Annotated in this window: 26 protein-coding genes and 1 tRNA gene; 7 read left to right on the forward strand and 20 right to left on the reverse strand. The window is 65.2% G+C overall.

Features of this window, described 5'->3' with window-relative positions; all coding sequences use genetic code 11:
• Nucleotides 1-13 precede the first annotated feature (13 nt).
• A complete protein-coding gene (gene sciP / locus ABIE57_RS00830) occupies nucleotides 14-292 on the reverse strand; it encodes a CtrA inhibitor SciP (RefSeq protein ID WP_354537370.1) in 279 nt (92 codons plus the stop codon).
• A gap of 124 nt (nucleotides 293-416) precedes the next feature.
• Here sciP and mnmA point away from each other — a divergent pair, with 124 nt between their 5' ends.
• Both mnmA and tig read left to right on the forward strand, forming a co-directional pair.
• Nucleotides 417-1,562, forward strand: a complete 1,146-nt coding sequence (gene mnmA, locus ABIE57_RS00835; protein WP_354537083.1) for a tRNA 2-thiouridine(34) synthase MnmA — start codon at nucleotides 417-419, stop codon at nucleotides 1,560-1,562.
• 114 nt (nucleotides 1,563-1,676) lie between these two features.
• A complete protein-coding gene (gene tig, locus ABIE57_RS00840) occupies nucleotides 1,677-3,008 on the forward strand; it encodes a trigger factor (protein ID WP_354537084.1) in 1,332 nt (443 codons plus the stop codon).
• Between the two features lie 117 nt (nucleotides 3,009-3,125).
• Here tig and ABIE57_RS00845 read toward each other — a convergent pair whose 3' ends face one another.
• The 5 genes from ABIE57_RS00845 to rpsF all read right to left on the reverse strand — a co-directional run bounded on the left by ABIE57_RS00845 (nucleotide 3,126) and on the right by rpsF (nucleotide 6,200).
• Entirely contained in the window at nucleotides 3,126-3,869 is a 744-nt protein-coding gene (locus ABIE57_RS00845; RefSeq protein ID WP_354537085.1) for an acyl-homoserine-lactone synthase, read from the reverse strand.
• Between the two features lie 191 nt (nucleotides 3,870-4,060).
• Nucleotides 4,061-4,762, reverse strand: coding sequence for an autoinducer binding domain-containing protein (locus tag ABIE57_RS00850; RefSeq protein WP_354537086.1), 702 nt, complete (start codon nucleotides 4,760-4,762; stop codon nucleotides 4,061-4,063).
• Between the two features lie 147 nt (nucleotides 4,763-4,909).
• A complete protein-coding gene (gene rplI / locus ABIE57_RS00855; RefSeq protein ID WP_354537087.1) occupies nucleotides 4,910-5,515 on the reverse strand; it encodes a 50S ribosomal protein L9 in 606 nt (201 codons plus the stop codon).
• Between the two features lie 11 nt (nucleotides 5,516-5,526).
• Entirely contained in the window at nucleotides 5,527-5,754 is a 228-nt protein-coding gene (rpsR, locus tag ABIE57_RS00860; RefSeq protein ID WP_068292848.1) for a 30S ribosomal protein S18, read from the reverse strand.
• Between the two features lie 29 nt (nucleotides 5,755-5,783).
• The gene (gene rpsF / locus ABIE57_RS00865; protein ID WP_354537088.1) at nucleotides 5,784-6,200 is read right to left on the reverse strand and encodes a 30S ribosomal protein S6; all 417 of its coding nucleotides are present in this window, start codon (nucleotides 6,198-6,200) and stop codon (nucleotides 5,784-5,786) included.
• Between the two features lie 233 nt (nucleotides 6,201-6,433).
• On the opposite strand from rpsF, the gene ABIE57_RS00870 reads away from it, so the two are divergent.
• Together ABIE57_RS00870 and ABIE57_RS00875 are read left to right on the forward strand one after the other, a co-directional pair.
• Nucleotides 6,434-6,937 (forward strand): hypothetical protein, encoded by a 504-nt coding sequence (locus tag ABIE57_RS00870; protein ID WP_354537089.1) that lies wholly within the window; start codon nucleotides 6,434-6,436, stop codon nucleotides 6,935-6,937.
• 138 nt (nucleotides 6,938-7,075) lie between these two features.
• A complete protein-coding gene (locus ABIE57_RS00875) occupies nucleotides 7,076-7,651 on the forward strand; it encodes a YceI family protein (protein WP_354537090.1) in 576 nt (191 codons plus the stop codon).
• Nucleotides 7,652-7,723: 72 nt separating this feature from the next.
• Here ABIE57_RS00875 and ABIE57_RS00880 read toward each other — a convergent pair whose 3' ends face one another.
• The 6 genes from ABIE57_RS00880 to ABIE57_RS00905 all read right to left on the reverse strand — a co-directional run bounded on the left by ABIE57_RS00880 (nucleotide 7,724) and on the right by ABIE57_RS00905 (nucleotide 14,650).
• Entirely contained in the window at nucleotides 7,724-8,932 is a 1,209-nt protein-coding gene (locus ABIE57_RS00880) for a DegT/DnrJ/EryC1/StrS family aminotransferase (protein WP_354537091.1), read from the reverse strand.
• Between the two features lie 77 nt (nucleotides 8,933-9,009).
• Nucleotides 9,010-10,314 carry an NAD(P)/FAD-dependent oxidoreductase gene (locus ABIE57_RS00885; RefSeq protein WP_354537092.1) on the reverse strand — a complete coding sequence of 435 codons (1,305 nt, stop codon included), beginning with the start codon at nucleotides 10,312-10,314 and terminating at the stop codon, nucleotides 9,010-9,012.
• A 48-nt stretch (nucleotides 10,315-10,362) separates the two neighbouring features.
• Nucleotides 10,363-11,730, reverse strand: coding sequence for a glutamine synthetase family protein (locus ABIE57_RS00890; protein WP_354537093.1), 1,368 nt, complete (start codon nucleotides 11,728-11,730; stop codon nucleotides 10,363-10,365).
• Nucleotides 11,723-12,409: a type 1 glutamine amidotransferase gene (locus ABIE57_RS00895; RefSeq protein WP_354537094.1), complete on the reverse strand. Its 687-nt coding sequence runs from the start codon at nucleotides 12,407-12,409 to the stop codon at nucleotides 11,723-11,725. The genes ABIE57_RS00890 and ABIE57_RS00895 overlap by 8 nt, the downstream gene beginning before the upstream one ends.
• A 45-nt stretch (nucleotides 12,410-12,454) precedes the next feature.
• On the reverse strand, nucleotides 12,455-13,771 hold the full coding sequence (locus ABIE57_RS00900) for a glutamine synthetase family protein (RefSeq protein WP_354537095.1): 1,317 nt from the start codon (nucleotides 13,769-13,771) through the stop codon (nucleotides 12,455-12,457).
• A gap of 186 nt (nucleotides 13,772-13,957) precedes the next feature.
• Nucleotides 13,958-14,650, reverse strand: coding sequence for a M48 family metalloprotease (locus ABIE57_RS00905; RefSeq protein WP_354537096.1), 693 nt, complete (start codon nucleotides 14,648-14,650; stop codon nucleotides 13,958-13,960).
• A gap of 116 nt (nucleotides 14,651-14,766) precedes the next feature.
• Here ABIE57_RS00905 and ABIE57_RS00910 point away from each other — a divergent pair, with 116 nt between their 5' ends.
• Entirely contained in the window at nucleotides 14,767-15,411 is a 645-nt protein-coding gene (locus ABIE57_RS00910; RefSeq protein WP_354537097.1) for a GntR family transcriptional regulator, read from the forward strand.
• Here ABIE57_RS00910 and ABIE57_RS00915 read toward each other — a convergent pair.
• Both ABIE57_RS00915 and ABIE57_RS00920 read right to left on the reverse strand, forming a co-directional pair.
• Complete coding sequence (locus ABIE57_RS00915; RefSeq protein WP_354537098.1) at nucleotides 15,352-17,274, reverse strand: glycosyltransferase; 1,923 nt, start codon at nucleotides 17,272-17,274, stop codon at nucleotides 15,352-15,354. The two genes, ABIE57_RS00910 and ABIE57_RS00915, sit on opposite strands and share 60 nt — an antisense overlap.
• 129 nt (nucleotides 17,275-17,403) lie before the next feature.
• Nucleotides 17,404-18,162, reverse strand: coding sequence for a TylF/MycF/NovP-related O-methyltransferase (locus ABIE57_RS00920; protein WP_354537099.1), 759 nt, complete (start codon nucleotides 18,160-18,162; stop codon nucleotides 17,404-17,406).
• Between the two features lie 404 nt (nucleotides 18,163-18,566).
• Here ABIE57_RS00920 and ABIE57_RS00925 point away from each other — a divergent pair, with 404 nt between their 5' ends.
• Nucleotides 18,567-19,544, forward strand: a complete 978-nt coding sequence (locus ABIE57_RS00925) for a Hint domain-containing protein (RefSeq protein WP_354537100.1) — start codon at nucleotides 18,567-18,569, stop codon at nucleotides 19,542-19,544.
• Between the two features lie 5 nt (nucleotides 19,545-19,549).
• Here ABIE57_RS00925 and ABIE57_RS00930 read toward each other — a convergent pair whose 3' ends face one another.
• The 6 genes from ABIE57_RS00930 to ABIE57_RS00955 all read right to left on the reverse strand — a co-directional run bounded on the left by ABIE57_RS00930 (nucleotide 19,550) and on the right by ABIE57_RS00955 (nucleotide 24,215).
• On the reverse strand, nucleotides 19,550-20,542 hold the full coding sequence (locus ABIE57_RS00930) for a P1 family peptidase (protein WP_354537101.1): 993 nt from the start codon (nucleotides 20,540-20,542) through the stop codon (nucleotides 19,550-19,552).
• Nucleotides 20,543-20,559: 17 nt separating this feature from the next.
• On the reverse strand, nucleotides 20,560-21,699 hold the full coding sequence (locus ABIE57_RS00935) for a saccharopine dehydrogenase family protein (RefSeq protein WP_354537102.1): 1,140 nt from the start codon (nucleotides 21,697-21,699) through the stop codon (nucleotides 20,560-20,562).
• 3 nt (nucleotides 21,700-21,702) lie between these two features.
• On the reverse strand, nucleotides 21,703-22,755 hold the full coding sequence (locus ABIE57_RS00940) for a saccharopine dehydrogenase (protein ID WP_354537103.1): 1,053 nt from the start codon (nucleotides 22,753-22,755) through the stop codon (nucleotides 21,703-21,705).
• Between the two features lie 10 nt (nucleotides 22,756-22,765).
• Nucleotides 22,766-23,380 carry a glutathione S-transferase family protein gene (locus tag ABIE57_RS00945; protein ID WP_354537104.1) on the reverse strand — a complete coding sequence of 205 codons (615 nt, stop codon included), beginning with the start codon at nucleotides 23,378-23,380 and terminating at the stop codon, nucleotides 22,766-22,768.
• Nucleotides 23,381-23,393: 13 nt separating this feature from the next.
• Nucleotides 23,394-24,044 (reverse strand): histidine phosphatase family protein, encoded by a 651-nt coding sequence (locus ABIE57_RS00950; RefSeq protein WP_354537105.1) that lies wholly within the window; start codon nucleotides 24,042-24,044, stop codon nucleotides 23,394-23,396.
• A 95-nt stretch (nucleotides 24,045-24,139) separates the two neighbouring features.
• Nucleotides 24,140-24,215: transfer RNA gene (locus ABIE57_RS00955), tRNA-Thr, on the reverse strand.
• A gap of 131 nt (nucleotides 24,216-24,346) precedes the next feature.
• Here ABIE57_RS00955 and ABIE57_RS00960 point away from each other — a divergent pair.
• Nucleotides 24,347-25,222 carry a hypothetical protein gene (locus tag ABIE57_RS00960; RefSeq protein WP_354537106.1) on the forward strand — a complete coding sequence of 292 codons (876 nt, stop codon included), beginning with the start codon at nucleotides 24,347-24,349 and terminating at the stop codon, nucleotides 25,220-25,222.
• Nucleotides 25,223-25,229 lie beyond the last annotated feature (7 nt).

Consider the following 25,229-nt stretch of genomic DNA (forward strand, 5'->3'; position numbering starts at 1 on the left):
TTTCGAAACTCATTCAAGGGTTGTCAATTCCTCTTGCCTTGGTGACCTTCAAACCCTTTTTTCCAAACCTGTTGGCCGCGCGCGTCCAGCCGTCCAATTCCTCGTCGCTCAACCCGTAGATGTGCATTGCCTCGGCGCGGGAAATCAACCCATAGGCGATCCCGTGCACGACCGAAAGCTTGCGCGAGGCGACCCAACGCGTGGTCTCGGGTGGTGGCAGATCGGCGCGGCTGAACGCAGTTCCATCCGGCAGCGTGACCGCCCTTGGCCCATCCACTTTCTTCAGATACATCACTCTCACCCCTTTTTCCGATGCGGTCTTCAGAATGCGCAAACGCGCTTAACGGGGGATGAAGCACAGCCTTGAAAATGTTTAGGATTTTCCTACATCTCGACAGATCTTGCCGGAGCGTTCCATGTCCCTCGACACCACCATGCCACTGAATTCGCTAGGGTTTGCCAAGCCGCCATCCGAGACGCGGGTGGTTGTGGCGATGTCGGGCGGCGTTGATTCGTCCGTGGTGGCGGCGCAGCTGGCGCAAGAGGGCTATGACGTGGTGGGCGTCACGCTCCAGCTTTACGATCACGGCGCGGCGCTGGCGAAAAAGGGGGCGTGTTGTGCGGGCATCGACATTCACGACGCCCGCCGCGTGGCCGAGGAAATGGGTTTTCCGCATTACGTGCTGGATTACGAGAACATCTTTCAAAATGCCGTGATCGACGAGTTTGCCGACAGCTATCTCGCCGGGGCCACGCCCGTGCCCTGCATCCGCTGCAACGAGCGCGTGAAGTTCAAGGACCTGCTTGAAACCGCCCGCGATCTTGAGGCCGATTGCATGGCCACGGGGCATTACATCCGGCGCGAGATGGGCGCGAACGGCCCCGAACTGCATGCGGCGGCTGATTCGGCGCGCGACCAGTCCTATTTCCTGTTCTCCACCACGCCCGAACAACTGGCCTTTCTGCGCTTTCCGCTGGGGGGGCTCGCCTCCAAGGCAGAGACGCGGGCGCTGGCGGCGAAATACGGGCTGATCGTGGCCGACAAGCCCGACAGCCAGGATATCTGTTTCGTGCCGAATGGCGATTATGCCGCCGTGATCGAGAAACTGCGCCCCGGCGCCGCCGATCCGGGCGAGATCGTCCATGCCGACGGGCGCATCCTCGGGCGGCATGAGGGGGTGATTCACTATACCATCGGCCAGCGGCGGGGCCTTGGCATCGGCGGGCTGGAAGAGCCGCTCTACGTGGTGCGCCTCGACGTGGAGGGCCGCCGCGTGATCGTCGGCCCCAAGGCGCTGCTGTCGACCCGCACCGTGCCCCTGCGCGAGATCAACTGGCTGGGCGACGCGCCGCTCACCTCGCGGCCCGAATGGCCCCTGTCGGTCAAGGTGCGCTCGACCCGCCCGCCGCGTGAGGCGGTGCTGCGCCCCCTGTCGGAGACCGAGGCCGAGGTGGACTTGCTCACCCCGGAGGAAGGTGTCTCGCCCGGACAGGCCTGCGTCTTCTACGAGACCGGCGGCAGCCGCGTGATGGGTGGCGGCTGGATCTGGCGCGGGGCCTGAGCCCACTCTGTCCCGCCGGTTTTCCCTTGCGGCGCAGTGCGCCCCTCACTAGAAGGCGCGTGATCTTGACCGCCGCGGACGCCTCCGCGGCCCGATGCATATGGAAGGACGAACATGCAGGTCACCGAAACCCTCAACGAAGGTCTCAAGCGCGGCTACAGGATGATCCTGACGGCGCAGGCCCTCGATGACAAGGTCACCGAAAAGCTGAAAGAAGCCCAGCCGGATATCGAGCTGAAGGGCTTTCGCAAGGGCAAGGTGCCGCTGCCGCTGTTGAAGAAACAGTTCGGCCAGCGGATGCTTGGCGAGGCGATGCAAGAGACCGTCGATGACGCCATGAAGGCCCATTTCGAGGAAAAGGGCGAGCGTCCGGCGTTCGAGCCCGATGTGAAGATGTCCAACAAGGAATGGAAAGAGGGCGACGATGTCGAGATCGAGCTGAGCTACGAGGCCCTGCCCGAGGTCCCGACCGTCGAGCTTTCCGCCGTCAAGCTGGAGCGCATGGTCGTCAAGGCCGACGATGCCGCCGTGGATGAGGCCCTTGGCAACCTTGCCGCAAGCGCGCAGGATTTCCGCGACCGCGAGGACGGGGCCGCTGCACAGGACGGCGATCAGATCGTATTCGACTTTGTCGGCAAGATCGACGGCGAGCCGTTCGACGGCGGCGCGGCGGAAGACTATCCGCTCACCCTCGGCTCGGGCAGCTTCATCCCCGGCTTCGAGGAGCAGCTTGTCGGCGTGAAGGCGGGTGACCAAAAATCCGTCACGGTCAACTTCCCCGACGACTATCAGGCACCGCATCTGGCGGGCAAGGAAGCGGTGTTCGACTGCACCGTCAAGGCCGTCAAGGAACCCGTCGCCGCCGAGGTGAACGACGAGTTGGCGCAGAAATACGGGGCCGAGAGCCTCGATGCGCTGAAAGAGCAGATCCGCGAGCGGCTGGAGCAGGAATATGCCGGGGCCGCGCGCGCCATTCTCAAGCGCAACGTTCTGGACGCGCTCGACGCGCTGGTCGGCTTCGATCTGCCCCCCACCATGGTCGAGACCGAGGCCAAGCAGATCGCGCACCAGCTCTGGCACGAGGACAATCCCGACGTGCAGGGCCACGATCACGACGAGGTCGAGCCGACCGAGGAGCAGGTGAAGCTTGCCGAACGCCGCGTGCGCCTTGGCCTGTTGCTTGCCGATCTGGGCCAGAAGGCCGAAGTGAAGGTCACCGATGCCGAGATGACCCAGGCGGTGATGACCCAGGCGCGGCAATACCCTGGCCACGAGCGCGAATTCTTCGAATTCGTGCAGAAGAACCCGCAGATGCGCCAGCAACTGCGCGCGCCGATCTTCGAGGACAAGGTCATCGACTACGTGGTCGAGCTTGCCGAGGTGAACGACAAGGAAATCACGCGCGAAGAGCTTGAAAAAGCCATCGAAAGCATGAACGAGATGTAAGCCACAGGCTCATATCCGCACCAAAGCAAGGGCCGCCCCGGGGAGAATGAGGGCGGCCCTTTTCGTATCAACACCCGGTTCGGGAAAGGCCCGGTTGGGATGCGCGAGATTGGGGGATCAGGCGCTGATATCCGAGTGTGAACGAACCCTGTCGGCGAGCGCGGCCTTGAGGCGCAGCGCAGCGACCCTTTCACTGGTGGTGGTGGCGGCAGCAACCTGCTCGTCGCAATAGGTTTCGAGAGCGGTCTTTGCCGGTCGAATCATCCTGGTCTTGGCAAACAGCGCAAGAGCGCGCTCTTCGCTCAGGAAAACGTCCCCCTCGATCCCGGCATGGGCGCGGATGCGCGCTATCCGCTCCTCGGAACAGTCAAGCAGCGCGGCAAGGGCATGAACCTTACCCATATCGACCGTCTTGCCGATATAATCGTACGGCGCGTTGCCCGAGCGGATCATCACCCGGTTCATCACCGGGTCGATAACTGCCACAGCATCGAGAACACCGGCGTTGCGCCCGTATTCGAACGCTCCGACCATCACCTCCGAGGTCACGTAGGAAATCGAGTTCCGCGCCCGTCCACCTCGGCTAAGCCGTTCGGTATCCACACAAAAGCGGGTCGCCTCCCAGATCTGCGGGCTTCGGAGTGGTGGCTCTCCATCCAGCAGTCCCGAGAACACATCCGCCAGCATGTGCGGGCCTGTGGTCTGCAATAGGCGCATACAGCCGACGACGTTCCCGTCATCATCAAGCGCGATCACATGGGCCGGGTCCAGCGCGTCGAACTCGTCCTTCTCGAGTCCGTCGCGCACGGTCACATCCCATCCCAACCGGTCGTGAAAAACACGCGCCCGAAGGCGATACATCTCTTTCTCAACATCGCCAAAGCGATGCCTGTTAAGAGCATCAAGAACGATAATCATTGTGCTATCCCCATTTTAGCCTTGTCCGACAAGGTTCGCGCAAAGCGCGAATTTATTCCATTAGGGGTTTCCCGTATCTGGAAGGCATATTGATCACGATTTCGGGACAGGTTCGCGCCGCGGCTGGTTTTCGCTCAACTCGGCTTCACGATGCCAAAGCCGACCGCGCGCCCAATGGCCTGAGGCGTCGTCAGCGCCCCCAGCTTGCTTCGCGCCGAGCGCAGGTGAACCTCTACCGTCCGATGCGAGATCGACAGGATATCGCCGATATCCTGCTGCGACTTGCCTTCGGCCACCCATTGAAGGATCTCCCGCTCCCGCAGCGAAAGGGCCGGCAGACGAAGAGCGGACATCGAAAGACTGGAACTCATCACATTGTCATGCATGTGAACCGCAGCCATCTGGAGATTGCCGATGACATGTTTGCGAAGTGCCTGCCACTGGTCTTCCGGGCACTTCCGGGTGACGCTGAAAAGGCCGACATCGCCATAGGGACCACGAACCGGAACCGTAAGCCCACGCTCCGACATGCCGAAATCCGGCGCATTGGCAAAGATCGTCTGGAAATGGGCCGTCCGTTCGAGCCTGGTCCAGTCCACCGGCGCGATCGATTTGCGACCGACATGGATTGTCGGGTCAATCCGATGAAATCCACGGGACATGTAATGGTTCACCCAATCGGGGTGGTAATTGGCAAACCCCTGCACCGCGCCGGAAATGGGATTGAACGTGGCATAGGAGGCATGATCGAATTCCAGCGACTGACATACATCGTCGAGAAAGCGAACAAAACGGTCATCCGCGTCAGGTATCGTGCTGAGATCGATCAGGTCCATGCAGATGGCCCTCATTATAGAGCGACCGACGCACTATAACTGAAATTTGACCCGCGTGACAATCTTGTGAATGAACGGCCACCGGCGGGTATCAGATGCATTGACCGCCCGCACATGGTGCGGGCGGTCAATTGTCGATCACGGGGATCAGTTTCTGTCGTCGTCCGATTCGGCGGACGCGTAATCATCGTCCGACGCGGCCCCGCCGAGATCGTCGAAGAGTTCGGCAATCTCGAAATCGGCGGCGGCCTCGGCCTCAGCCGCAGCGTCCTGGATGGACTTGCCGGTGGCCTGAAGCTCGGCTTCCTCGGGCGAGCGCGCGACGTTGAGATGGATCGTCACCACGACTTCGGGATGCAGCGTCACGGTCACATCGTGCAGGCCAAGCTCCTTGATCGGGCGGGTGAGCGCCACCTGCTTGCGATCAACGGTAAAGCCGTTTTCGGTCGCCGCGTCGGCGGCGTCGCGCGTGCTCACCGAGCCGTAAAGCGCACCGCTGTCAGAGGCCTGACGAATCACGATGAACTGCTGCCCGCCGAGACGTTCGGCCATGGCCTCGGCCTCTTTGCGGGTTTCGAGGTTCTGCGTTTCGAGCTGCGCCTTGCGCGCCTCGAAATCGGCGATGTTGCGCTCGGACGCGGTCAGCGCCTTGCCCTGACGCAACAGGTAATTGCGCGCAAAGCCGGCTTTGACATCGACCACGTCGCCCATCTGGCCAAGTTTGGCCACGCGTTCCAGAAGGATCACTTGCATCGGGTCACTCCTTATTTCACGGCGTAAGGCAACAGCGCAAGAAAGCGCGCGCGTTTGATCGCCCGCGACAGTTCGCGCTGTTTCTTGGCCGAAACGGCGGTGATGCGCGACGGCACGATCTTGCCACGCTCGGAAATATAGCGTTGCAGCAGGCGCGTATCCTTGTAGTCGATCGCGGGCGCGTTATCGCCCGAGAAGGGGCAGACCTTGCGGCGGCGGAAAAACGGTTTGGTAGCCATGAGTTATCGTCCTTTTCTCACGCGATGGTTCAGCGGCGTTCGCGGCGTTCGGGACGGTCGCCCCGGTCACTCCGGTCGCCCCGGTCGCCCCGGTCACCACGGTCTCCGCGCTCGCCACGCTCCTCGCGCTTCTGCATCTGCGCCGACGGGCCCTCTTCATGAGCCTCTACCTTGATGGTCAGCACGCGCATCACATCGTCATGCAGGCGCATCAGCCGCTCCATTTCCTGCACGGCGGCAGAGGGGGCATCGGTTCTGAGAAAGGCGTAATGTCCCTTGCGGTTCTTGTTGATCTTGTAGGCCATCGTCTTGACGCCCCAATACTCGGATTCGAGGACCTTGCCACCGTTATCGGCGAGGACGGTGCCAAAATGTTCGATGAGGCCCTCGGCCTGCGCGTTGGAAAGATCCTGACGCGCAATCATCACATGCTCGTAAAGCGGCATGTCGTCTCCATTTCTGTCAAGGCGCATTTCATAGGACGGGCGGGTTCCCTTTCGCGGCCCGTCCACGAGAGTCTGCGCGGATCATAACGATTGCGAAAGGTTGGGGGCGTATAGCTTGACCCGCGCTTGCCTGCAAGGGCGGATCGGGCGCGTCCCGGAACGGCCACGGCGGTGCCCAAATCCCGGCTTTTTTCCGGGCCAGACTGTTGATCAAGAGTTGAAGGAGTATACCCATGGTCGCACTTCCCGATTACGAGCGAGAGTTCCTCGTCCCGCCATATTCCGACACCGCCGATGCACCGGTATCCGACGATGCGGGGCCTGCGCTGCTGCGTGGTCTCTTGCGGCTTCTGGGCGGGGCCTTCATCGGCGCGTCGCTCGGCCTCTGGCTCTTGCCCTCGGTCGCGGCTGACCCGGCGATGATGCTGATCAAGCTCCTGTTTTCGCTGTGTCTGCTGTGGGCGGGATTGCTGGCAGTGCACAATGCGCGCCGCCCGGATGCGCGCCCGGTTGTCCAGATCGACCGGCGGAATGACCAGATCCGCATCCTGCATCCGGCCCTTGACGGCCGTCCGGCGCGCTGTGTCGTGCACCCGTTCGACGCGCTGTCGGAACTGTCGCTGCGCGACGGGATGCTCAGCGCGCGCGACAGGGCCGGGTGCCTGATCCTGTCGCTCGAGGTGAGCGATGCCCGCATGGAGCGTCATCTGCGCGAGGCACTCTCGCTCGCCGCCTGATCCGGTCGGGACGCGGCGGGCCCGCGCGGATGTTCGCCAATCCACAAGGTTTGTTTGAAACTGCTGTATTGTTCTTTTCCAGATCCGACCCGATGTTTATCCTGTCAATTCGACATGATCTGCATTGGAGATTTCTGAATGAACCGTATCCTGCTCGCCGCCGCGCTTGCCCTTGGCACCACCCCTGCCCTCGCCGCGCCCGCAACCTACCAGCTTGACCCGAGCCACAGTCAGGTTGTTTTCACCTATGACCACCTCGGCTTCTCGACCACCACGGGAATGTTCTCGGGCTTCGAGGGCACGATCGAGTTCGACGAGGCAGAGCCGGCCAATTCCTCGGTCACCGTTTCCATGCCGCTCATGTCCATGATGACCGGCTGGGAAAAGCGCGAGGCGCATTTCATGTCCGACGAGCTCTTCGGCGCGCAAGACGGCGATCTTGTCACCTTCACCTCGACGGCCATCGAAGTGACCGGCGAGAATACCGCGCTCATCACCGGGGACCTGACGATCAAGGACACCACCCGGACTGTCGTGCTCGACACGGTGATGAACAAGAAGGCCGATGCCCACCCGATGAACAACCGTCCCTGGATCGGCTTTGACGCCACCACCACGCTTCTGCGCTCCGATTTCGGGGTCGATATGGCCGTGCCGTTCATCAGCGACGAGGTCGAATTGCGTATCTCGATCGAAGCGGGCCAGCCCGAATAAGCGGACCCGCTTCACCAGGCTCCACTCACGAAGCCGGGGCCGTCCGCATCTGGCGGACGGCCCGTTTTTTTGTCAGGTGCCATAGGCGCGCCGCGCGCCTGTCACCGTCTCCGCCGCCACCAGAAGCGTGTCGGCGATCACGTCGCACTCGGCGCGGGTCAGGCGCGCAGGCAAGCGCACATCGCAGGCCCGCATCAGCATCGCCCGCGTGCGCGGCAAGTCCGGCACCCCACCGGGCAGAAACCCCCAGTTCCAGAATGCGCGCGCATTGTCGGCGCTCTGTCCGAAAACCTGCACCTTGATGCCACGCGCGGCCGCCTCTTCGACAAAAGCGGAGATCTCGCGCTCGTCCAGTCCCACGAGGTTGAACTGGATCGAATCGGGCGCGCGTTCCTCGCCTGCCAGCGCCCGCGGCACCGAGAACCAGGCAGAGGCGTCAAGCCGTGCCGCCACGTGATCGTGATTGGCCCGTCCCGCCCGCACCCGGTGCGCGATCTCGGGGATCTGCGCGCGGATGATCGCCGCAGAAAGATTGTTGAGCCGCAGATTGTAAAGCGGAAGCCGGTTTTGCCAGCGGGCAAACGCCCCTTCCAGCGTGGCGTCGGGCGCATCCATGTGCTTGGCCCAGTTGTGCTCATAGGCCCCCGACATGATCACCGCCCGCGCCACCAGATCGGCGTCGTCCGTGATCAGGATACCCCCCTCGCCCGCATTCACCAGCTTGTAGGACTGAAAGCTGAAACAGCCGACGCGCCCGATCGTGCCGATCCGCCGCCCGCGCCAGAGCGTGCCCAGCGAATGCGCGGCATCCTCGATCACCGGCAGACCGTGCGCCTCGGCCATGGACATGATCGCATCCATGTCCGAGGTATGCCCGCGCATATGGCTCACAAGAACGGCATCGACGCCCCCCAGCCGCGCCTCGAAATCCGCCAGATCGATCCGGTAATTCTCGCCCACCTCGCACAGCACCGGCACACAGTCGGCATGGATGACCGAAGAGGGCACGGCGGCAAAGGTGAAACCGGGGATCAGAACCTTTGCCCCGCGCGGCAGGCCAAGCGCCTTGAGCGACAAGAACAGCGCCGCCGAGCACGACGAGACCGCCAGCGCATAGCGCACTCCCATGGCCTGCGCGAACTCGCGCTCCAGGAGTGTCACCGGCGCATCTTGCGGCGCGGTATAGCGGAACAGATCGCCGCTCGACAAAAGGCGCTCGATCTCGGCGCGGGCGGTGTCGGGGATGGGATCCGCAGCGTGAACATTGGGCATTCGGGTCATGTTTTCGGCTTTCCTGAAACTGAACTTCGGATTTGCCAAACATATAGGGCCAAAATATGACGGTTTGTCAAAGCCTGTCAGAACCCCAGCCGGTCGCGCAGCGCAAACCAGCTCATCGCCAGCACCAGAAGCGGGCTGCGCAGCGCCGCGCCACCGGGAAAGGGCGGGCATGGCACCCGCGCCATGCACTCGAATCCGCCCGCCTGTCCCTGCACCGCCTCGGCCATGAGCCGCCCCGCCAATGTCGCCGTGCCCACGCCGTGCCCCGAATACCCCGAGGCCGACAGGATGTTGGGCGCAAGCCGCGCCAGGCATGGCATCCGCCGCAGGGTGATGGCGAGCGTCCCGCCCCAGGCATATTCGAGCGGCACGCCCGCCAGATGCGGAAAGATCTCCAGCATCGGCTTCGCCACCGTCGCCCGGATATCGCGCGGAAACCGGTAGCCATAGCTCTCGCCGCCGCCGAACAGGAGCCGCCCGTCATGGCTCAGTCGAAAGTAGTTCACCACGAATTTCGTGTCCGCCACGGCCACATCGCGCGTCAGCACGCGCCGTGCGTCTTCGCCCAGAGGGGCGGTTGCCACGATGAAATTGTTGATCGGCATGACCCGCGCGGCAACCCGGCGATCAAGCCCGCCCAGATAGCCGTTGCAGGCCAGGATCAGATGATCGGCCTCGACATGGCCCGCATCGGTGGCCACGCGCACCCGCGCCCCCCGCCGGATATCATGCACCTCCGAGCCCTCATGAATCCGCACCCCCGCCGCGTCGGCCGCCCGCGCCAGACCGAGCGCATAGGCCAAAGGGTGCAGATGTGCTGCCCCCATATCGAGCGTGCCCCCCTTGTAGGCGGGCGACGGGCAGAGCGCGGCGAAACCCTCGGCATCGAGCGTCTCGATCTGCCCGTAGCCATAGCGCGCGGACAGATGCTCGGCATAGGCGTGCTCCCCGGCCACCTCGCGCGCCGTGAAGCAGGCATGGGCCACGCCCGGTTTCAGGTGACAGTCGATGCCGTGGCGCGCGACCAGCGACTTCACAAGGTCCTTGGCCTCCTCGGCCAGGCGCCACAGATGCGCGGCGTCGTCCGCGCCCACCAGCCGCTCCAGCGCGGTCTGTTCCATGCGCTGCCCGCTGCCCAATTGCCCGCCATTGCGCCCCGAGGCACCGAACCCGACGCGCTGCGCCTCGAGGAGGACCACGTCAAACCCCGCCTCGGCCAGATGCAGCGCCGCCGAAAGGCCGGTATAACCGCCCCCCACCACGCAGACATCGGCCCGCACAGCCCCCTTGAGCGGCGCGAAACGCGGCAACGGCGCGGCGGTGGCCGCATACCAGCTATCGGGATATTTCCCGCGCCGGTCATTGGCATGGAGCAGGTTCATCGTTTCACCGTTCAGGAAATACTCAAGACTCAGCGCCTTCCGCCAGGCTCAGACATTGAGCAGGAGATGCTCGCGCTCCCACGGGCTGATGACTTGCAGGAATTCCTCGTATTCGGTGCGTTTCACGATGGCGTAGACGCGGGCGAATTCGGGTCCGAGGATGTCGTGGAGGTCTTTCGCCTCCTCGAACATGTCAAGCGCATCTCCCATCACGTTGGGAATATCCGGCTCGCCGGAATAGGCGTCACCCTTGAACTGCTTGTCGGGCCATTCTTCCTTGATGATCCCGAGCAGGCCGCAGGCAAGGCTGGCCGCGATCCCCAGATAGGGGTTGCAATCCATCCCCGCCATCCGGTTTTCCACCCGGCGCGAGTCCGGCCCCGAAAGCGGCACCCTAATGCCCGTCGTGCGGTTGTCGCGCCCCCAGGCCAGGTTGATGGGGGCTGCGTGATCCTTGACGTAGCGCCGGTAGGAATTGACATAAGGGGCCAGCACCGCGATGGCCGAGGGCAGATGCTTTTGCAGGCCGCCGATGAAGTGGAAAAACGCATCCGTCTCGCCGCCCTGCGGCCCGGCGAAAAGGTTGCGCCCGGTCTCGATGTCGAGGATCGAGTGATGGATATGCATGGCGCTGCCCGGCTCGTCGGCGATCGGCTTGGCCATGAAGGTGGCGAAACAGTCATGGCGCAGCGCCGCCTCGCGGATGAGCCGCTTGAAATAGAACACCTCATCGGCCAGCTTGATCGGGTCGCCGTGGCGCAGGTTGATCTCGAGCTGCCCCGCGCCGCCCTCCTGGGTGATGCCGTCGATCTCGAAACCCTGCGCCTCGGCGAAATCGTAGATATCGTCGATCACCGGGCCGAATTCATCGACCGCCGTCATCGAATAGGCCTGCCGCGCGGCCGCCGGGCGGCCCGAGCGGCCCATCATCGGCTTGATGCTTTGCGCCGGGTCCAGGTTGCGCGCGACAAGGAAGAATTCCATTTCGGGGGCGACAACCGGCTTCATCCCGCGCGCATGATACATCTCGACCACCCGGCGCAGCACGTTGCGCGGGCTGTAGGGGATCGGCGCGCCCTCGCGGTCAAAGGCGTCATGGATCACCTGAAGCGTCCAGTCTGCGGTCCAGGGCGCGGCGGTGGCGGTGCTCATGTCGGGGCGCAGGATCATGTCGCGCTCGATGAACCCCTCCTCGCCTGCCGCCTCGCCCCAGTCGCCGGTGATGGTCTGGTAAAAGATCGAATCGGGCAGGTGGAAATACTGCTGGCGCGCGAACTTGGTCGCGGGCACCGCCTTGCCGCGCGCGATGCCGGGCAGGTCCGAAATGATGCACTCCACCTCGTCGAGGCGGCGGTTTTCCAGATAGGCCTGCGCGGCGGGTGGCAGCGCGGCGGTGAGTTGGCTCAGATCAGCCATGGCTTGCGCCTTTCTTCAGGACGGCGGCGATGGTTTCGGCCATGGCCGCGCTGTCGGTTGGGGTGTCGAGCAGGCCGCGCGCGTGATCGCGCAACGGATCGGGGACCACGCCGATCGCGCGATGCTCGATCAACCGGTCCATCATGGTGGCGCCGAATTCCGGGTGGGGCTGAACCGTAAAGATCCGGTCGCCATAGCGCAGCGCGGCGACCTCGCAGCCCTCGGCGCGGCCCACCACCTCGGCTCCGGGCGGCACGGTCACGACCTGATCCTGATGCCAGGCGTTGAGGGTGAGGGGGGTGCCGTCGATCTCATACTCCGTGGCCCCGACGCGCCAGCCGCCCGCGTGTTTGACCACAGAGCCGCCAAGCGCCTGCGCGATGATCTGATGGCCAAAGCAGACGCCCACCAGCGGCCTTCCCGCATCGCGGATCTCGCGGATGAGCGTCTCGAGCGGCGCGATCCAGGGGTGATCCTCGTAGGCCCCGTGTTTCGAGCCGGTGATCAGCCAGCCATCGGCGGCGTGCGGCCCTGCGGGAAACTCTCCGTCCACCACGTTGAAGGGCGCGAACTCGAACCCCTGCCCGTCGAGCAGGCGCGCGAACATCGCGTCATAATCGCCCAGCTCGCCCAGGACGATATCCGGGGCGTGGCCGGTCTTGAGGATGCCGATTTTCATGGGGCCTCTTTTTGATCAAATTATTGGGGCGGCAGATGCGCCAGCCTACACCGTTTCGAGATAGGTCTTCCAGTGGTCGCGTGCGGGGATCTCGGACATGTCCCGCAACTCCTGCCGCTTGGTCATCACCAGATTGGCGATGAGATCGGGCGAAAAGATGCGCCGGATCAAGGGGTTCTCATCGAAACGGATGATCGCCGTCGCCCAGTCCGGGGCCAGTTGCGGCAGGTCTGCCTCATAGGCGTTGCCGGTGATCGGCTCGGGCGGGGTCATGCCATCCTCGATCCCGGTGATCGCCGCGCCGAGAATGGCGGCGAAGGTCAGGTAGGGGTTTATATCGCCCCCCGCGACGCGATGCTCGATGCGCCGCGCGGTATTGGGGCCGCCGGGGATGCGCACGGCGGCGGTGCGGTTCTCATAACCCCAGCCCGCCCCGGTCGGCGCGTGCGCACCGGGCACAAGTCGCGTGTAACTATTTGAATGCGGAGCGAAAACGAGCGTCGAGGCCGGCATGGCGGCAAGGCATCCGGCCACCGCAGAGAGCAGAAGATCGGTGCCGCGCGACGTGCCGTCGTCAAACACGTTGCGGCCCGCACTATCGAGCACCGAGAAATGCATGTGCATCCCGTTGCCGCTGTCATCCGGGAATGGCTTGGCCATGAAACTGGCAACAAACCCGTGCCGCCGCGCCATGCCCTTGATAAGGTTCTTGAAAAGCCAGGTATCATCGGCGGCGCGCAAAGCCGATTGATGGCGCAGGGTCAATTCGAACTGCCCGATTCCCGCCTCCGAGATGGCCGATTCCACCGGAATCTCCATCTCGGCCCCGGCGGAATAGAGCGCGCTGAGAAACGCATCGAACGCATCCATTTGCCCGAGACTGAGGATGCCGGGGGCCTTCATGCGCCGCCCGGATCGCGGATCACGAACGGTTTTCAACAGCTTGCCGGACGGATCGACCAGCGTGAACTCAAGCTCGGTGGCGGCGAAAACCTCCCATCCCCGGGCGGCAAAGCGCGCAAGAACGCTGGCCAGCGCGTGGCGTGGATCACCTGCGAAGGGCGTGCCATCCTCGTGGTGCATGACCATCGGGACAAGGGCCTGTGGCTCTTCGAGCCAGGGCAAGGGCACCGCGCCACGTTCGGTGGGAAAAAGCCGCCCGTCAATGTCGCCGCTTTCGAAAACCAGCGGCGAATTTTCGATATCGGCCCCGAAAACATCAAGGTTCAAGGAGCTTAGCGGCATACGCACCGAGCCATCCGAGAGTTTGTCGGCAAAGCTGGCGGGCAGACGCTTGCCGCGCATCCGACCGTTGAGATCGCACGCGGCCACGCGGAAGGTCTGGAACTGTGTGAGGTCCATCGGAAAACACCTGATTGAGGATGCACAGAGCCTAGCCCGGCGCGGGGGGATTTGCCAAGCATAATTTGATCAAAAGTTTTCGAAGACGGTGCAGGGCTGTTTCCCGTCGCCTTCGTCCGGCCTGATCGGACGATCCTCTGCTCGGGAGATCCTCGGGTCAAGCCCGAGGATGACGGGGAAAGCGGCTCAACTGAGGCTCTGCTGCCAGCGCGTTTCGAGCGCTTCGATGGCGGCGATACGCTCGGCGGTCTTCGGGTGGCTGAGCAGCCAGGCGGGCATGGCCCCGCCCGCCCCCGAGGTCAGCGCCTCGAGCTTCTGGAACAGCGACTTTTGCGGCCCCGTGCCGATCCCCGCCTTGGTCAGAAGGGCCGCAGCATAGGCGTCGGCCTCGTATTCGTCGCCGCGCGACAGGCGCGCCGCCAGAAGCGTCGTCAACCCGTTGGCGATGAGCACCCCCACCCCTGGCAGAAACCGCGACAGCATCATGGCCAGCGCCGTGCGCAGCGCGTTCTGCCCGGAAAAGTCGATCATCCGCCGCCGCGAATGCCCGAGCGCCACATGGCCAAGCTCGTGGGCGATGACCGAACCCATTTCCTCGGCGCTGACCTCTCCGGTCTGGAATTTCCGGTAGAAGCCACGGGTGATGAAGATGCGCCCGTCCGGCGCGGCAAGCCCGTTCACAGGGTCTATCTCGTAAAGATGCACCCGCACGCGCGGCAGATCGAGCGCGCGCGCCAGCCGGTCGCACACGGCCTTGAGCCGGGGATCGGCCAGTTCGGTCGAGCGCGCGTCAAGCTCGCGCGTGGTGCGCCAGACCGAGAGGCGATACATGGCAATCGCATAGAGCAGTGCCAGAAGGATGGGCATGACCTTGAACATGCGTGAGATATGGGGCGCATGGGGCAGGCTGGCAAGCGCCGCATCGACCCGGAGCCTTGCACGCCCTGTCAAAGCGGGTAAGGTCCCTGACCGGACAACTACGGACGGACCTGCCGATGAAGACCCCGACAACGGATGCCTATGCGCTGATCCTCGAAGCCATCGACGTGGGCATGTTCAAGCCTGGTGACCGGCTTGTCGAGAGCGATCTGGCCGAGCGGTTCGGTGTCTCGCGCACTCCGATCCGCGAGGCGCTTCAGCGGCTGGAGACGCAATCCATGCTGACGCGCGACGGGCGCAGCCTGATCGTGGCCTCGCTCGACTACAACCAACTGGCCGAGCTTTACGTCGTGCGCGCCGAACTGGAGGGTCTGGCCGCCCAGCTTGCCGCGCGCCATGCCACGGCCGAGGAGGTGCGCGTGCTGCGCGACATGGTGGAGGATGACCGCGCGCTCCTGGGGCGCCCGCAGGAGCTGTCGCGCGCCAACCGGCGCTTTCACAAGCAGATCCACCTTGCCTCGCACAACCGGTTCCTGGTTCAGCAGCTTGACCTTGTGCATCGCTCCATGGCGCTTCTGGCGACCACCTCGCTGGCGGCGGAGGGGCGGGGCGAGGATGCGCTTGCCGAGCACGCGGCCATTGTCCGCGCCATCGAGGCGCGCGACGGAGAGGCGGCGGCAAAGGCCCTGCGCGACCATATCTCAAAGGCCTTCGTGACCCGGCTCAAGCTTGATTCCGGTGAGGTCAAATCCGCCATCTGAGCGGCGGCGCCCGCGCGCGGCCACAGACAGGCCATGCGCGGTCTTGTCCCAGAAGAACGGCTTGAAAACAAGCTCGTAGACCGCCTTGTAGGCGGCTATGGCGGCAAGCGGCGCATAGGCATGCATCGTCGGCACCCACGGCAACAGGTGAAGGTGACGCGGCCCCGAGACCGTGACCGCATGAATGCACATGCCGAGCACCTCGGCGGTCAGGAACATCGCGCAGATGAGCGCGAGCGCCGCGCGCGGGATCACCGGGTCGAGCGGGTGCGGCAGACCGAGGAGCACCAGCCAGAATGACCACAGCACCGGCGCAAGCAGGACCTGTGAGACGGCGGCGACGAAATGTGCCTGAAACCCCCAGAACCGGCGCGGCCCGAGTTGCGCATGGAGCCTTCGGGGTGCCCGCATGTGTACCAGCCATGTGATCATGTAGCCCTTGAGCCAGCGCGAGCGTTGCTTGACCCAGGCCCAGGGGCGGCAATTGGCCTCTTCCTCGGTTACCGTGTCGATCATCCCGGTCCGGTAGCCGTGCCGCGCAAGCCGGAACCCAAGGTCGGCATCCTCGGTCACGTTATGCGCGTCCCAACCGCCCAGATCCTCGAGCACGTCGCGGCGGATATATAGCGTCGTGCCGCCAAGCGGCAGCGCAAGGCCAAGCTGTTCCATGCCGGGCATGAGTGTGCGGAACCAGGTGGCGTATTCGATGGTAAAGCACCGCGCGAGCCAGTTCTGGCGCGGGTTGTAGTAGTCGAGCACGCCCTGAAGGCAGACCAGATCGCGCGGTGCGCTCTGGAACCGGCGCGCGACGCGGGTGATCTGATCGGGGTCGGGCGCGTCCTCGGCGTCGAAGATGCCGACGATCTCACCCTGGCAGAAATCGAGCGCGTAATTCATCGCGCGCGGCTTGGTGCGGGGCTGCCCGTCGGGCACCACCACGGGGCGCACCCAGGGCGGCAGATCGATGCCGGCCAGCGTGTCGCGGGTCAGGTGGTCCTCCTCTTCCAGCACGAGGATCACGTCGAGCAGGCATTTCGGATAGGTCAACCGCGACAGGCGCGCGACAAGGGCATGGGCGATGTCCGTCTCGCGGAAGAGAGGCACGAGGATCGAGACGCGCGGCAGGGGGCCGGCCACGGGCGTGGGCGATGGCGCGTTGCGCGTGGCCATGGCCGCCGCGAAAGCCGCAACCTTGAGACCTGCAGTCACCATGAGCGTGAGCGCCGCCCAGACCGCGAGCGCGCCGAAAACCGCAATCGGGAACGCCACGCACAGCGCGCAGATGATCACCAATGCCGCGCATATCCACCACAAGCGCGCGCGCGACTGCGGCCGCCAGGTGCGGCAGCTCTCCGCTTCGGGGGTGCGGGCTGCGGCCATGTCGCGCAACTCGTCCCGGTAGAGCGCGGCCAGGCGGTCCTGAACCGCCGCGCGCGGGGCGATGATGGGCCGCGCGCGCGCCAGATCGTCCGGCAGGATGCCGCGCAACCGGTGCAGGCTCTCGGCCCCGTCATGGGCCAGTCTCGGCGCGCCCATGTCGTCGCGCAGAACAAGCGTGCCGTGCCTGAGCAGGATCCGCGGATCAAGCCCGGTATCGATCACCTCGGCGCGCGACAGGGACGTGGCATCGAGCCTGCGGCTGTTGAGGTGGCGGGCATGGGCGGCCAACAGGTCCGCCTCCCGCGCCAGCCCTTCGGCCAGAAGGATGCGGTCAAGCGAGGTGTCGCACTGCCGTCTCACCAGCGCCGCGCGCGCGGCATCGGCCCGGCTGAGCACACCGCGCTGGACAAGATCGCGCCCGAGCCGGTCGACCGCGCCCCGATCACCCGCCACGCCGCCCTGCCGCAATTCGGAAATCCCCATCCCGCCGCTCCTGGCTGTCCTGGAGAAAACGCTATCGGGCGGAGGGTTAACGAACGATTAATTATTGGTTAACGAAACGGGAAATCCAGTCGGGCCGCTGACTTGGGCCGTATGGTCGCGGACCTTGCCTCAGCGCTTGATGACGAGGGACTGCCCGCTGGTCAGACCGATCACGTTTTCCGGCTTGTCTGCGAAAAACTCATCAATCGCCTTCTTTGCGCCGGGGCAATCGGCAGAGCCGTAATCGTCGCACAGGATCACGCCACCGGAATTGACGCGCGGATAGAAGAACTCGATAGCCGCCATCGTTGGCTCATAAAGGTCCACATCCACATGGACGAGCGAAAAACGCTCGTTCTCGACCTCCCCGAAACGATCAGGGATCCAGCCCTTGTAGAGCACGACGCGGTCGCCGAAATCCGACAGGTTGCGGCGCACGATATCCTCGGCCACGGCCAGATCGCCTTTTGCCCAGGCCGAGCCGCCGCCCGACCTGGTATCATCCGCGCCAGGATCGGACAGGCCCTCGAAGGAATCGAAAATGAACAACCGCTTGGCGCTCTGTGGCCCGGCCCCGCCCAGCAGAAAGCGCGAGGATTTGCCGTAGCGCACGCCGCATTCGGCGAAATCGCCGGGGATGTCTCGCACCGCGCGCGCCGAGGCAAGCAAGGTGTAGGAACGGTCGTTCGGAACACCCTCGATGCCGCGCCGCTCAACCTCCTCGCGGGCGGCGACGAACTCCTCGTCGCGGAGCCAGATCATTTGGGGTTTGTAGACCTCAAAGCCCTTGATCGCCGAGATCCACTTGGCCAGCTTGTAATATTTGCGCCGGTAGCGGTCAGGACCCCAAAGGCGCTCGCCCAGATAATCAATGCCTCTCATGATCATGAGCACGCCCTCCTTGCCGCGACTGGTCACTCTCGGTGTTTGACCGTCCTGTCAACCTCCGCCCGGCCGAATCTAACGCACTCGTGACGCAACGTGATGCCGGTCAATGGGCCGAAGGTAAGGTTTTCCTGACGGGACAGGGCCGGGCTTTGTCCCCATACACGCGTGAGCCGCTTTGGCTATCACGTCCGGTATCACGAGTATGTCACGGTTAACGAACACAGGCGCGCCATCGCTCACGGTTTCGCGTGCCAGTGCGCCCCGGTGGAAACACCGGGGCTTTCTGCCTTCGGGGGCGGGGCCTCAATCGTTCAAATGCGCGATAGTTTCCGCCCGCCTTGCGATCCGTTTTAACGGCTCCTTGAGAGGTCACGCAGCAAGCTGCCCGCGAGGAGTGGCGCGGCATGGTCAAAACGTTCGAGGCGGTCGATAACGAATTCGCGGTTGCCACCGAGGGCAATGTCAACAGCGGGCCGGGGCGCTCGACCTTCGACTATCCGCCGAACGGCACGTTCAACCTTGTCGTCACCTCGCACCCGGATGACACCAACCCCAACCTGTTCGAACCGGGCGAGACCTATTCGCTCGGCTGGACCGGCAATGGCGGCGGCGGCACCATTCAGAATGCGACGATCATCCGCAGCGATGCCGCCCCCGGCCAGGGCGGGATCATCGTGTTCGAGGGCGTGACCGACAGGGGTGAGCTTGTCCATGTCGTCTGGACCCCAGATTTCGATCTCGAAGGCTGGTATTGGGACAATTTCAGCGCGGGCGCCTCGCCCGGTTTTCACACCGTTGACCAGAATGCGGCCTACAGCCATCAGGTTGTGTGCTTCGCTGCCGGAACCCGGATCGCCACGCCGCGCGGTGCCCGTCCTGTCGAGGTGCTGCGCCCCGGTGACATGGTCATGACGCGCGATCATGGGCCGCAACCGGTGGTCTGGGTCGCGCGGCGTGAGGGGACGGGGTCGGGGGCCAATGCGCCCGTCCTGTTTGCCCCCGGCAGCATCGGCAACCGGGCACCGCTGCGCCTGTCGCAACAGCATCGCGTGCTGATCGGCTCGGCCATGGCCGAGCTGATGTTCGCGGCGCCCGAGGTGCTTGTCCCGGCCAGGGCACTGATCGACGGGCAGGCCGTCCGCCTCATGCCCTGCGCGCGGATCACCTATGTTCATCTGCTCATGGGGCGGCACGAGATCCTTGACGCCGCCGATGGTGCCCCTTGCGAGAGTCTCTTGCCCGGCGATGTGGCCGAGGCCATCCTTGGTGCGGATCTGCCCGCTTGCGCGGGTCGTTTCCACGCTGCGCGCCCCGTGCTCACCTATCGAGAGGCGCTTTGCGTCACGGGTGCGCGCCTGCCGCCGCGCCTCCCCGCGCTGTGACCGGATCAGCCGAAGCGCGCGGACCAGGCGGGCCGCGCATCGCCTGCCATCGGTTGCGCCGCGTAAACCCCACGCGCCACCGCCCGCGCCAGGGCGCAGGCCGCCGCATGGCCGAGTGCGACCTCCTCGGCCAGGTCCGGCGCGCCGCGCGCGCCGGTCGCGGCGGCGAAGATCGCATCGCCATCCATCAGCGTATGGGACGGCACCAGCGCGCGCGCCAGCCCGTCATGCGCCGCCACGGCCAGCCGCGTGCACTGCGCCTTCGTGAGGCGGGCATCGGTTGCCACGATCCCGATGGTGGTATGCCCGTGCAGCGACAGCTTGGTCGGCGCGGCCATCGGATCGGGAAAGACACGCGCCACGCCGCGTCCGCCGAATTCCCCCCCGATCTCGAAGGGCGCGGCCCAGAACTGCGGCCCCTCACCCACCGTGGCAGAGCCGAGCGCATTGACCGCCACCAGCGCGCCCACCGTGACACCAGAGGGCAGGACGGCCGAGGCCGAGCCGATCCCGCCCTTGAGCGTCGCCGTCGTGGCCCCCGTCCCCGCCCCCGCCGTGCCGATCTCGAACATCTCGCCCGCCGCCGCCAGCGCCGCCCGCCCGAGCGCCTTGTAGGGGTTTTCGGTCCAGCCCTTGTCACCGCCATTGAGCAGGTCGAACAGGATCGCGGCCGGCACGATCGGCACACGCACCTCCCCCACGGCAAAGCCCCGTCCCATGGCACGCAAACCATCCGCCACGCCCGAGGCCGCATCGAGGCCGAAGGCCGAGCCGCCCGAGAGCACCAGCGCATCCACCGCCTGCACCGCGCGGTCAGGCGCCAGCAGATCGGTCTCGCGCGTGCCCGGCGCGCCGCCCATGACATGCACGCCCGCCACGAACGGCGCGTCGCCCACCAGCACGGTGGCGCCAGAGCGCAGCACATGATTCCCGGCCTGCCCGACGCGCAGTCCGGCGACATCGGTGATCAGGTTGCGCGGCCCGGTGCGCGTCGTCATGATGGCTCCCTTGCGGTTCAGAGGTGATCGACCAGCTGCAAATGCTGCGCCAGCTGGTCCACCTCCGCAAGGTAGAGCGCGACCAGCCTGGGGTCATGCGGCGCGGCGCTCACCCCCGCCGGAATTTCACGCGCCAGCACCGACTCCACCGCCAGCGACACCGGCACCGACACGAGCCGCGCCATCGCCGTGCCGCGCGCATCGCCCCAGGCGTCCATCACATAGGTCTTGTGCCAGACCGTCTTGCCGCCATGCGCGGCCTTGAGGTCCACGCAGAGCACGACACGATCCGGCTCGCCCTCGGCATAGGCATGCGCCTGCCAGAAGGCTTCGGACATCTCCCGCAACCGCGCCTCGCCCGCAGCGCCGTCCAGCGTCTCGATTTCTGCAAAGACATCGCGCCACGCCTGTGCCCAGCCATTCAGCCGCAGCGTGCCGCGCACGAAATCGCGGACCTTCCAGTCAGGATCAAAGCGATAGTCGGCGATGAAGGGCAGCGAATCGCGGTTGGGATAGACCTCGAAGCTCTCGGGTGCGGGCAGCGGCGCATCATAGCGCGAGATCGCGTCCCATGGCCGCGCCACGCTCAGTTCCGAGAAATTGCGGATCGAGCGCGAGGGCGAGCGCAGCGCCTTCAGGACGCCCAGAGGCGACCAGCTGAACTTGTAGCGAAACGGGTTGGGATGTTTCGGCACGCCGCCGCAATAGGACAGGAAGGACAGATCGTTGCCCGCGTCATACGCGTCCGAGGCGCGGTAATCGGCCACCAGATGATGCGCCATCAGATGATCAATGCCGGGATCAAGGCCGATCTCGTTGACAAGACACAGCCCCTTGTCGCGCGCCGCCCCGTCAAGCGCGCGCATCTCCGGCGAGATATAGGAGGACGACACGAAATGCGCGCCCCGCTCAAGGCAGAGCGTGGCCAGCGGCACATGCCAGTCGCCCGGCAGCATCGAGACCACCACATCGCCGGGGGCCAGCGCGGCGCCGAGCGCCTCCATGTCAAAGCCGCGGATATCGCCGGTCAGGTCCCCCACCGCCGCGCGCGCCTTGTCCACCGAGCGATTCCAGACCGCAACGGGATGCCCCGCCGCGATCAGCCGCCGCAGGCCGGGGATGGCCGAAAGGCCGGTGCCGCACCAATGGATTGTCATGGTTCAGACCTCCTTTGCATGAGTATCGAATGTGGCGCGCGCCCGGCCCCACACGCCCTGATCCAGCGCGTCGAGTGTCAGAAGATGCGGCAGCAATTGCGCGGCGAAATCCTCCGAGGATTCGCGCGGCAAGAGCGAGGGCAGGTTGTCGATTGCCATCACGTCGAGCGGCGGCGCATCCTGCACCCGCACCACCGGCGCGGCCCATGTGGTGGCGCGGTCATAGACCGGCACCGGGTTGTAATCGCTGTCGGGATCGCAGGCCACATCACCGATCACCGACAGGCGCCGGGGCGCGGCCAGCGCGGATTTTGGCACAAAGACCGGCGCGCCGGGACGCGCGAGGATGCAGTTGATGAAGATGTCATGATCGAGAATTTCGGGGAACGGCCCGCCATGGGCGGTCTCTGCCATGTCCCATTGGGTCACGCTGAGCCCCATCGCCGCGCAAAGATCGCTTGCCCCGGTGCCAACCCGGCCAAGCGCACCGATGACCAGCGCCGAGGGGCGCGACCCGAGAGGTGCGAGACGTGCCGCCAGATCGGCGAGCAAGGCCTCGCGCCCGGCAAAGGTCGCCACCGCCGGGCATATCCCGCCCCCCGCCTGCGCCGCCCATGCCATCAGCGACACCGCCGCGCCCGCGTAGCCCGCCCAATAGCCGAAGGCCGCGACGCGGCGCCCCGTCTCGTCCACCAGATATTCCAGATCGTAGAGCGCCCCGCCGCCCGCGCGAAACCGCTCCAGCAGGCGACGGCCCGAATGCTGGCCCTTGAAGGCATGGCCGAACATGATGTGACGATGCGGCAGGGGCGTGCCGTCCTCGGGCAATTCCTTCAGGCCGAAGATGATCGCGTCACGCGGTGCCTCGGGCCAGGCACCTTCGGGCACGATGTCGCAACCCGCCGCGCGGTATCCGTTGATCGCAATGGCGCGCGCCCTGCTCTCCTCCACGGTCACGGCAAAGCCCCGCCTGATCAGCGCTGCCGCGCCCTCGGGGGTGAGGCCCACGCGTTCCTCGTTCGCGCGCTGCTCGGCGCGCACCCAGAGATGTGTCATGCCCGCCCCCTCAGATCATGCCGTCGGCCAGCACCCGCGCGACAGAGGCGCGCGCCGCCATCGCCGCGCGGAAGGCGCGGATTTTCGGGAAGGGCGCAAGATCCACCCCGTCGCCCTCCAGCCAGCCGGTGGCCACCCAAAGATAGGGGTCGGCAAGCGAAAACGCCTCGCCCAGAACATAAGTCCCGCGCAGCATGTGGGTTTCGACGAAACTCGCGCTGTCGGTCATGGTCTGCACCGCCTTGGCACGCATGTCGGCAATCGAGCTTTCCTCGCTCGCCCATCGTTGCCCGCGTGCGCGATGCGCATGGTTCACATGCATGGTGGAGGCGAGGTAATACATCGCCGCGCGCATGCTCGCGGCCTCATACGGGTCTTCGGGCCGCAGGCCCGCCTGCGGCGCGAGATCGGCGATGTAGTCGAGGATCGCGCCCGTCTCGGTCAGGATACCCTGCCCTGTTATCAGCGCGGGCACACGGCCCTTGGGGTTGATGGCGTGATAATCGGGGCGCGTCTGCTCGGCTGCCTTGAAATCGAGCCGCACCGGCTCGAACGCGCGCCCCGCCTCGTGCAGCGCGATGGCCACGGCCACGGCGATGGTGCCTTTTGCGTAATAGAGTTTCATCCCTGTCCCCTTCTCAGATGAATGTGCGCGCATGCGCGCGGTCGGGCGTATCGAGATGCGGCGTGGTGTTGAACGCGCCGACCATCAGCATCTCGTGCACATGATGCACCCGGTGAAGCGAACTGTTCATCACCTGAAGCATGACCTTCGACAGTCCCGGAATTCCCAGATGCAGCGCGTGTCGCATCACCATGCCGATGACGCCGCCCGATGTCACCACCAGAACCCGGCCCCCGGCCCCGTTCAGATCGTCGATGATCGACGCGACCCGCGCGGTGAAGGTGTCGAATGTCTCGGGCAGGCCGCTCAGCCCGCCCTCGGCCCAATGGGTGATGACCTGCGGCAGGTAGCGGGCGAACTCGGTGGCGTCGACAGGCGCGGGAATGCCGTGCTGCGCCTCTACGGCCTGTGCCAGCGCGAAATAGCTCAACTCGTCAAGCCGCGCATCGCTCTCGGACCCTGCATAGCCCATGGCCTCTGCGGTGCCTCTCTGGCGGTTGAGCGTGCCGGTGACGACGTGATCGAAATGCGGATTGGTGGCGCGCAGATGCGCGCCCAGCCATTCGGCCTGCTGCACCCCCAAGGCCGATAGACGGTCATAGCCCGCCTCGTCGGTGGCGTGGCTATTGGCCTGCCCGTGCCGCACCAGAATGATTTCCGTCATCGCGTCTCTCCGCCTGTCGGGCCGGACGTTAGCGCCGGAGCGGAGCGGGGGAAAGGCGTCATCCGCCGGACTGTCCGCGATTTCCCGTCAGATCGTGGTGCCGCGTGAGGGGATCGAACCCCCGACCTTCGCTTTACAAGAGCGCTGCTCTACCAGCTGAGCTAACGCGGCACGTCGATAACGCGCTGATTAAAGCCATTCGCGGGCGCGGGCAAGCGGGCCGCGCCCGCCGATTGCGGTTTTCCTTGGCCGAAAACGGCTTATAGTGGCGCAAAATCACCCGAAAGAGGCACATCAGAGGTATGCAGGTCGTCATTCACGCCGGGGCGCACATGACCGATGAGGACAGGCTCGTCACCTGTCTGCGCGACAATTTCGAGGCGCTGCGCGCGCGCGGCACGCTCGTGCCCCTTCCCGAGAGCTATCGCCGCCCGATTCGGGAATTGTTCCAGACCGCGCAAGCCAATGTTCTTCCTGAGGACGCGCGCGCCTCGGTGCTCGGCGTGACCGGGGCCGATGAGGCGACGGCGCGGCTTGTGCTGTCCAATCACGGGTTTTTCGGCACGCCCAAGATGACCGTGGGCAGCGGGCGGTTCTATGCCGCCGCCGAGATGCGGCTTGCGCAGTTGCGGCAGATGTTCGCGGGCGACGGGATCGAGCTGTTTCTGGCGCTGCGCAACCCGGCGACCTTTCTGCCCGCGCTGCTGCCGGATACCCCGTTCGCCACCGTGGCCGACCTTCTGCGCGGTGACGACCCGATGACCCTGCGCTGGTCCGAAACGGTCGCGCGGCTGCGCGCGGCCTTTCCCGACATGGCGCTGACGGTCTGGTGCAATGAAGACACGCCGATGATCTGGGGCGAGGTGTTGCGCAAGATGGCCGGGGTGGACCCCGAGACGCCGCTTGCCGGTGAATTCGCGCTGCTGCCCGAAATCATGTCGGCACCGGGCCTCAAACGCTTTCACGACTATGTCGCAAGCCGTCCGGGCCTGACCGAGGAGCAGAAACGCCGCGTGGTGGCGGCGTTTCTCGACAAGTTCGCGGACGAGGCGGCCATCGAGGAAGAGCTTGACGTGCCCGGCTGGGATGCGCCGCTCGTCGATCGCCTCAGCGCGCTCTACGACGCCGATATGGAGACCATCGCCGCCATGGAAGGGGTCACGTTCATCGCGCCGTAAAGAACGC

Source organism: Roseovarius sp. MBR-6, from assembly GCF_040547525.1.
In the GTDB taxonomy this organism is placed as follows: Bacteria; Pseudomonadota; Alphaproteobacteria; order Rhodobacterales; family Rhodobacteraceae; genus Roseovarius.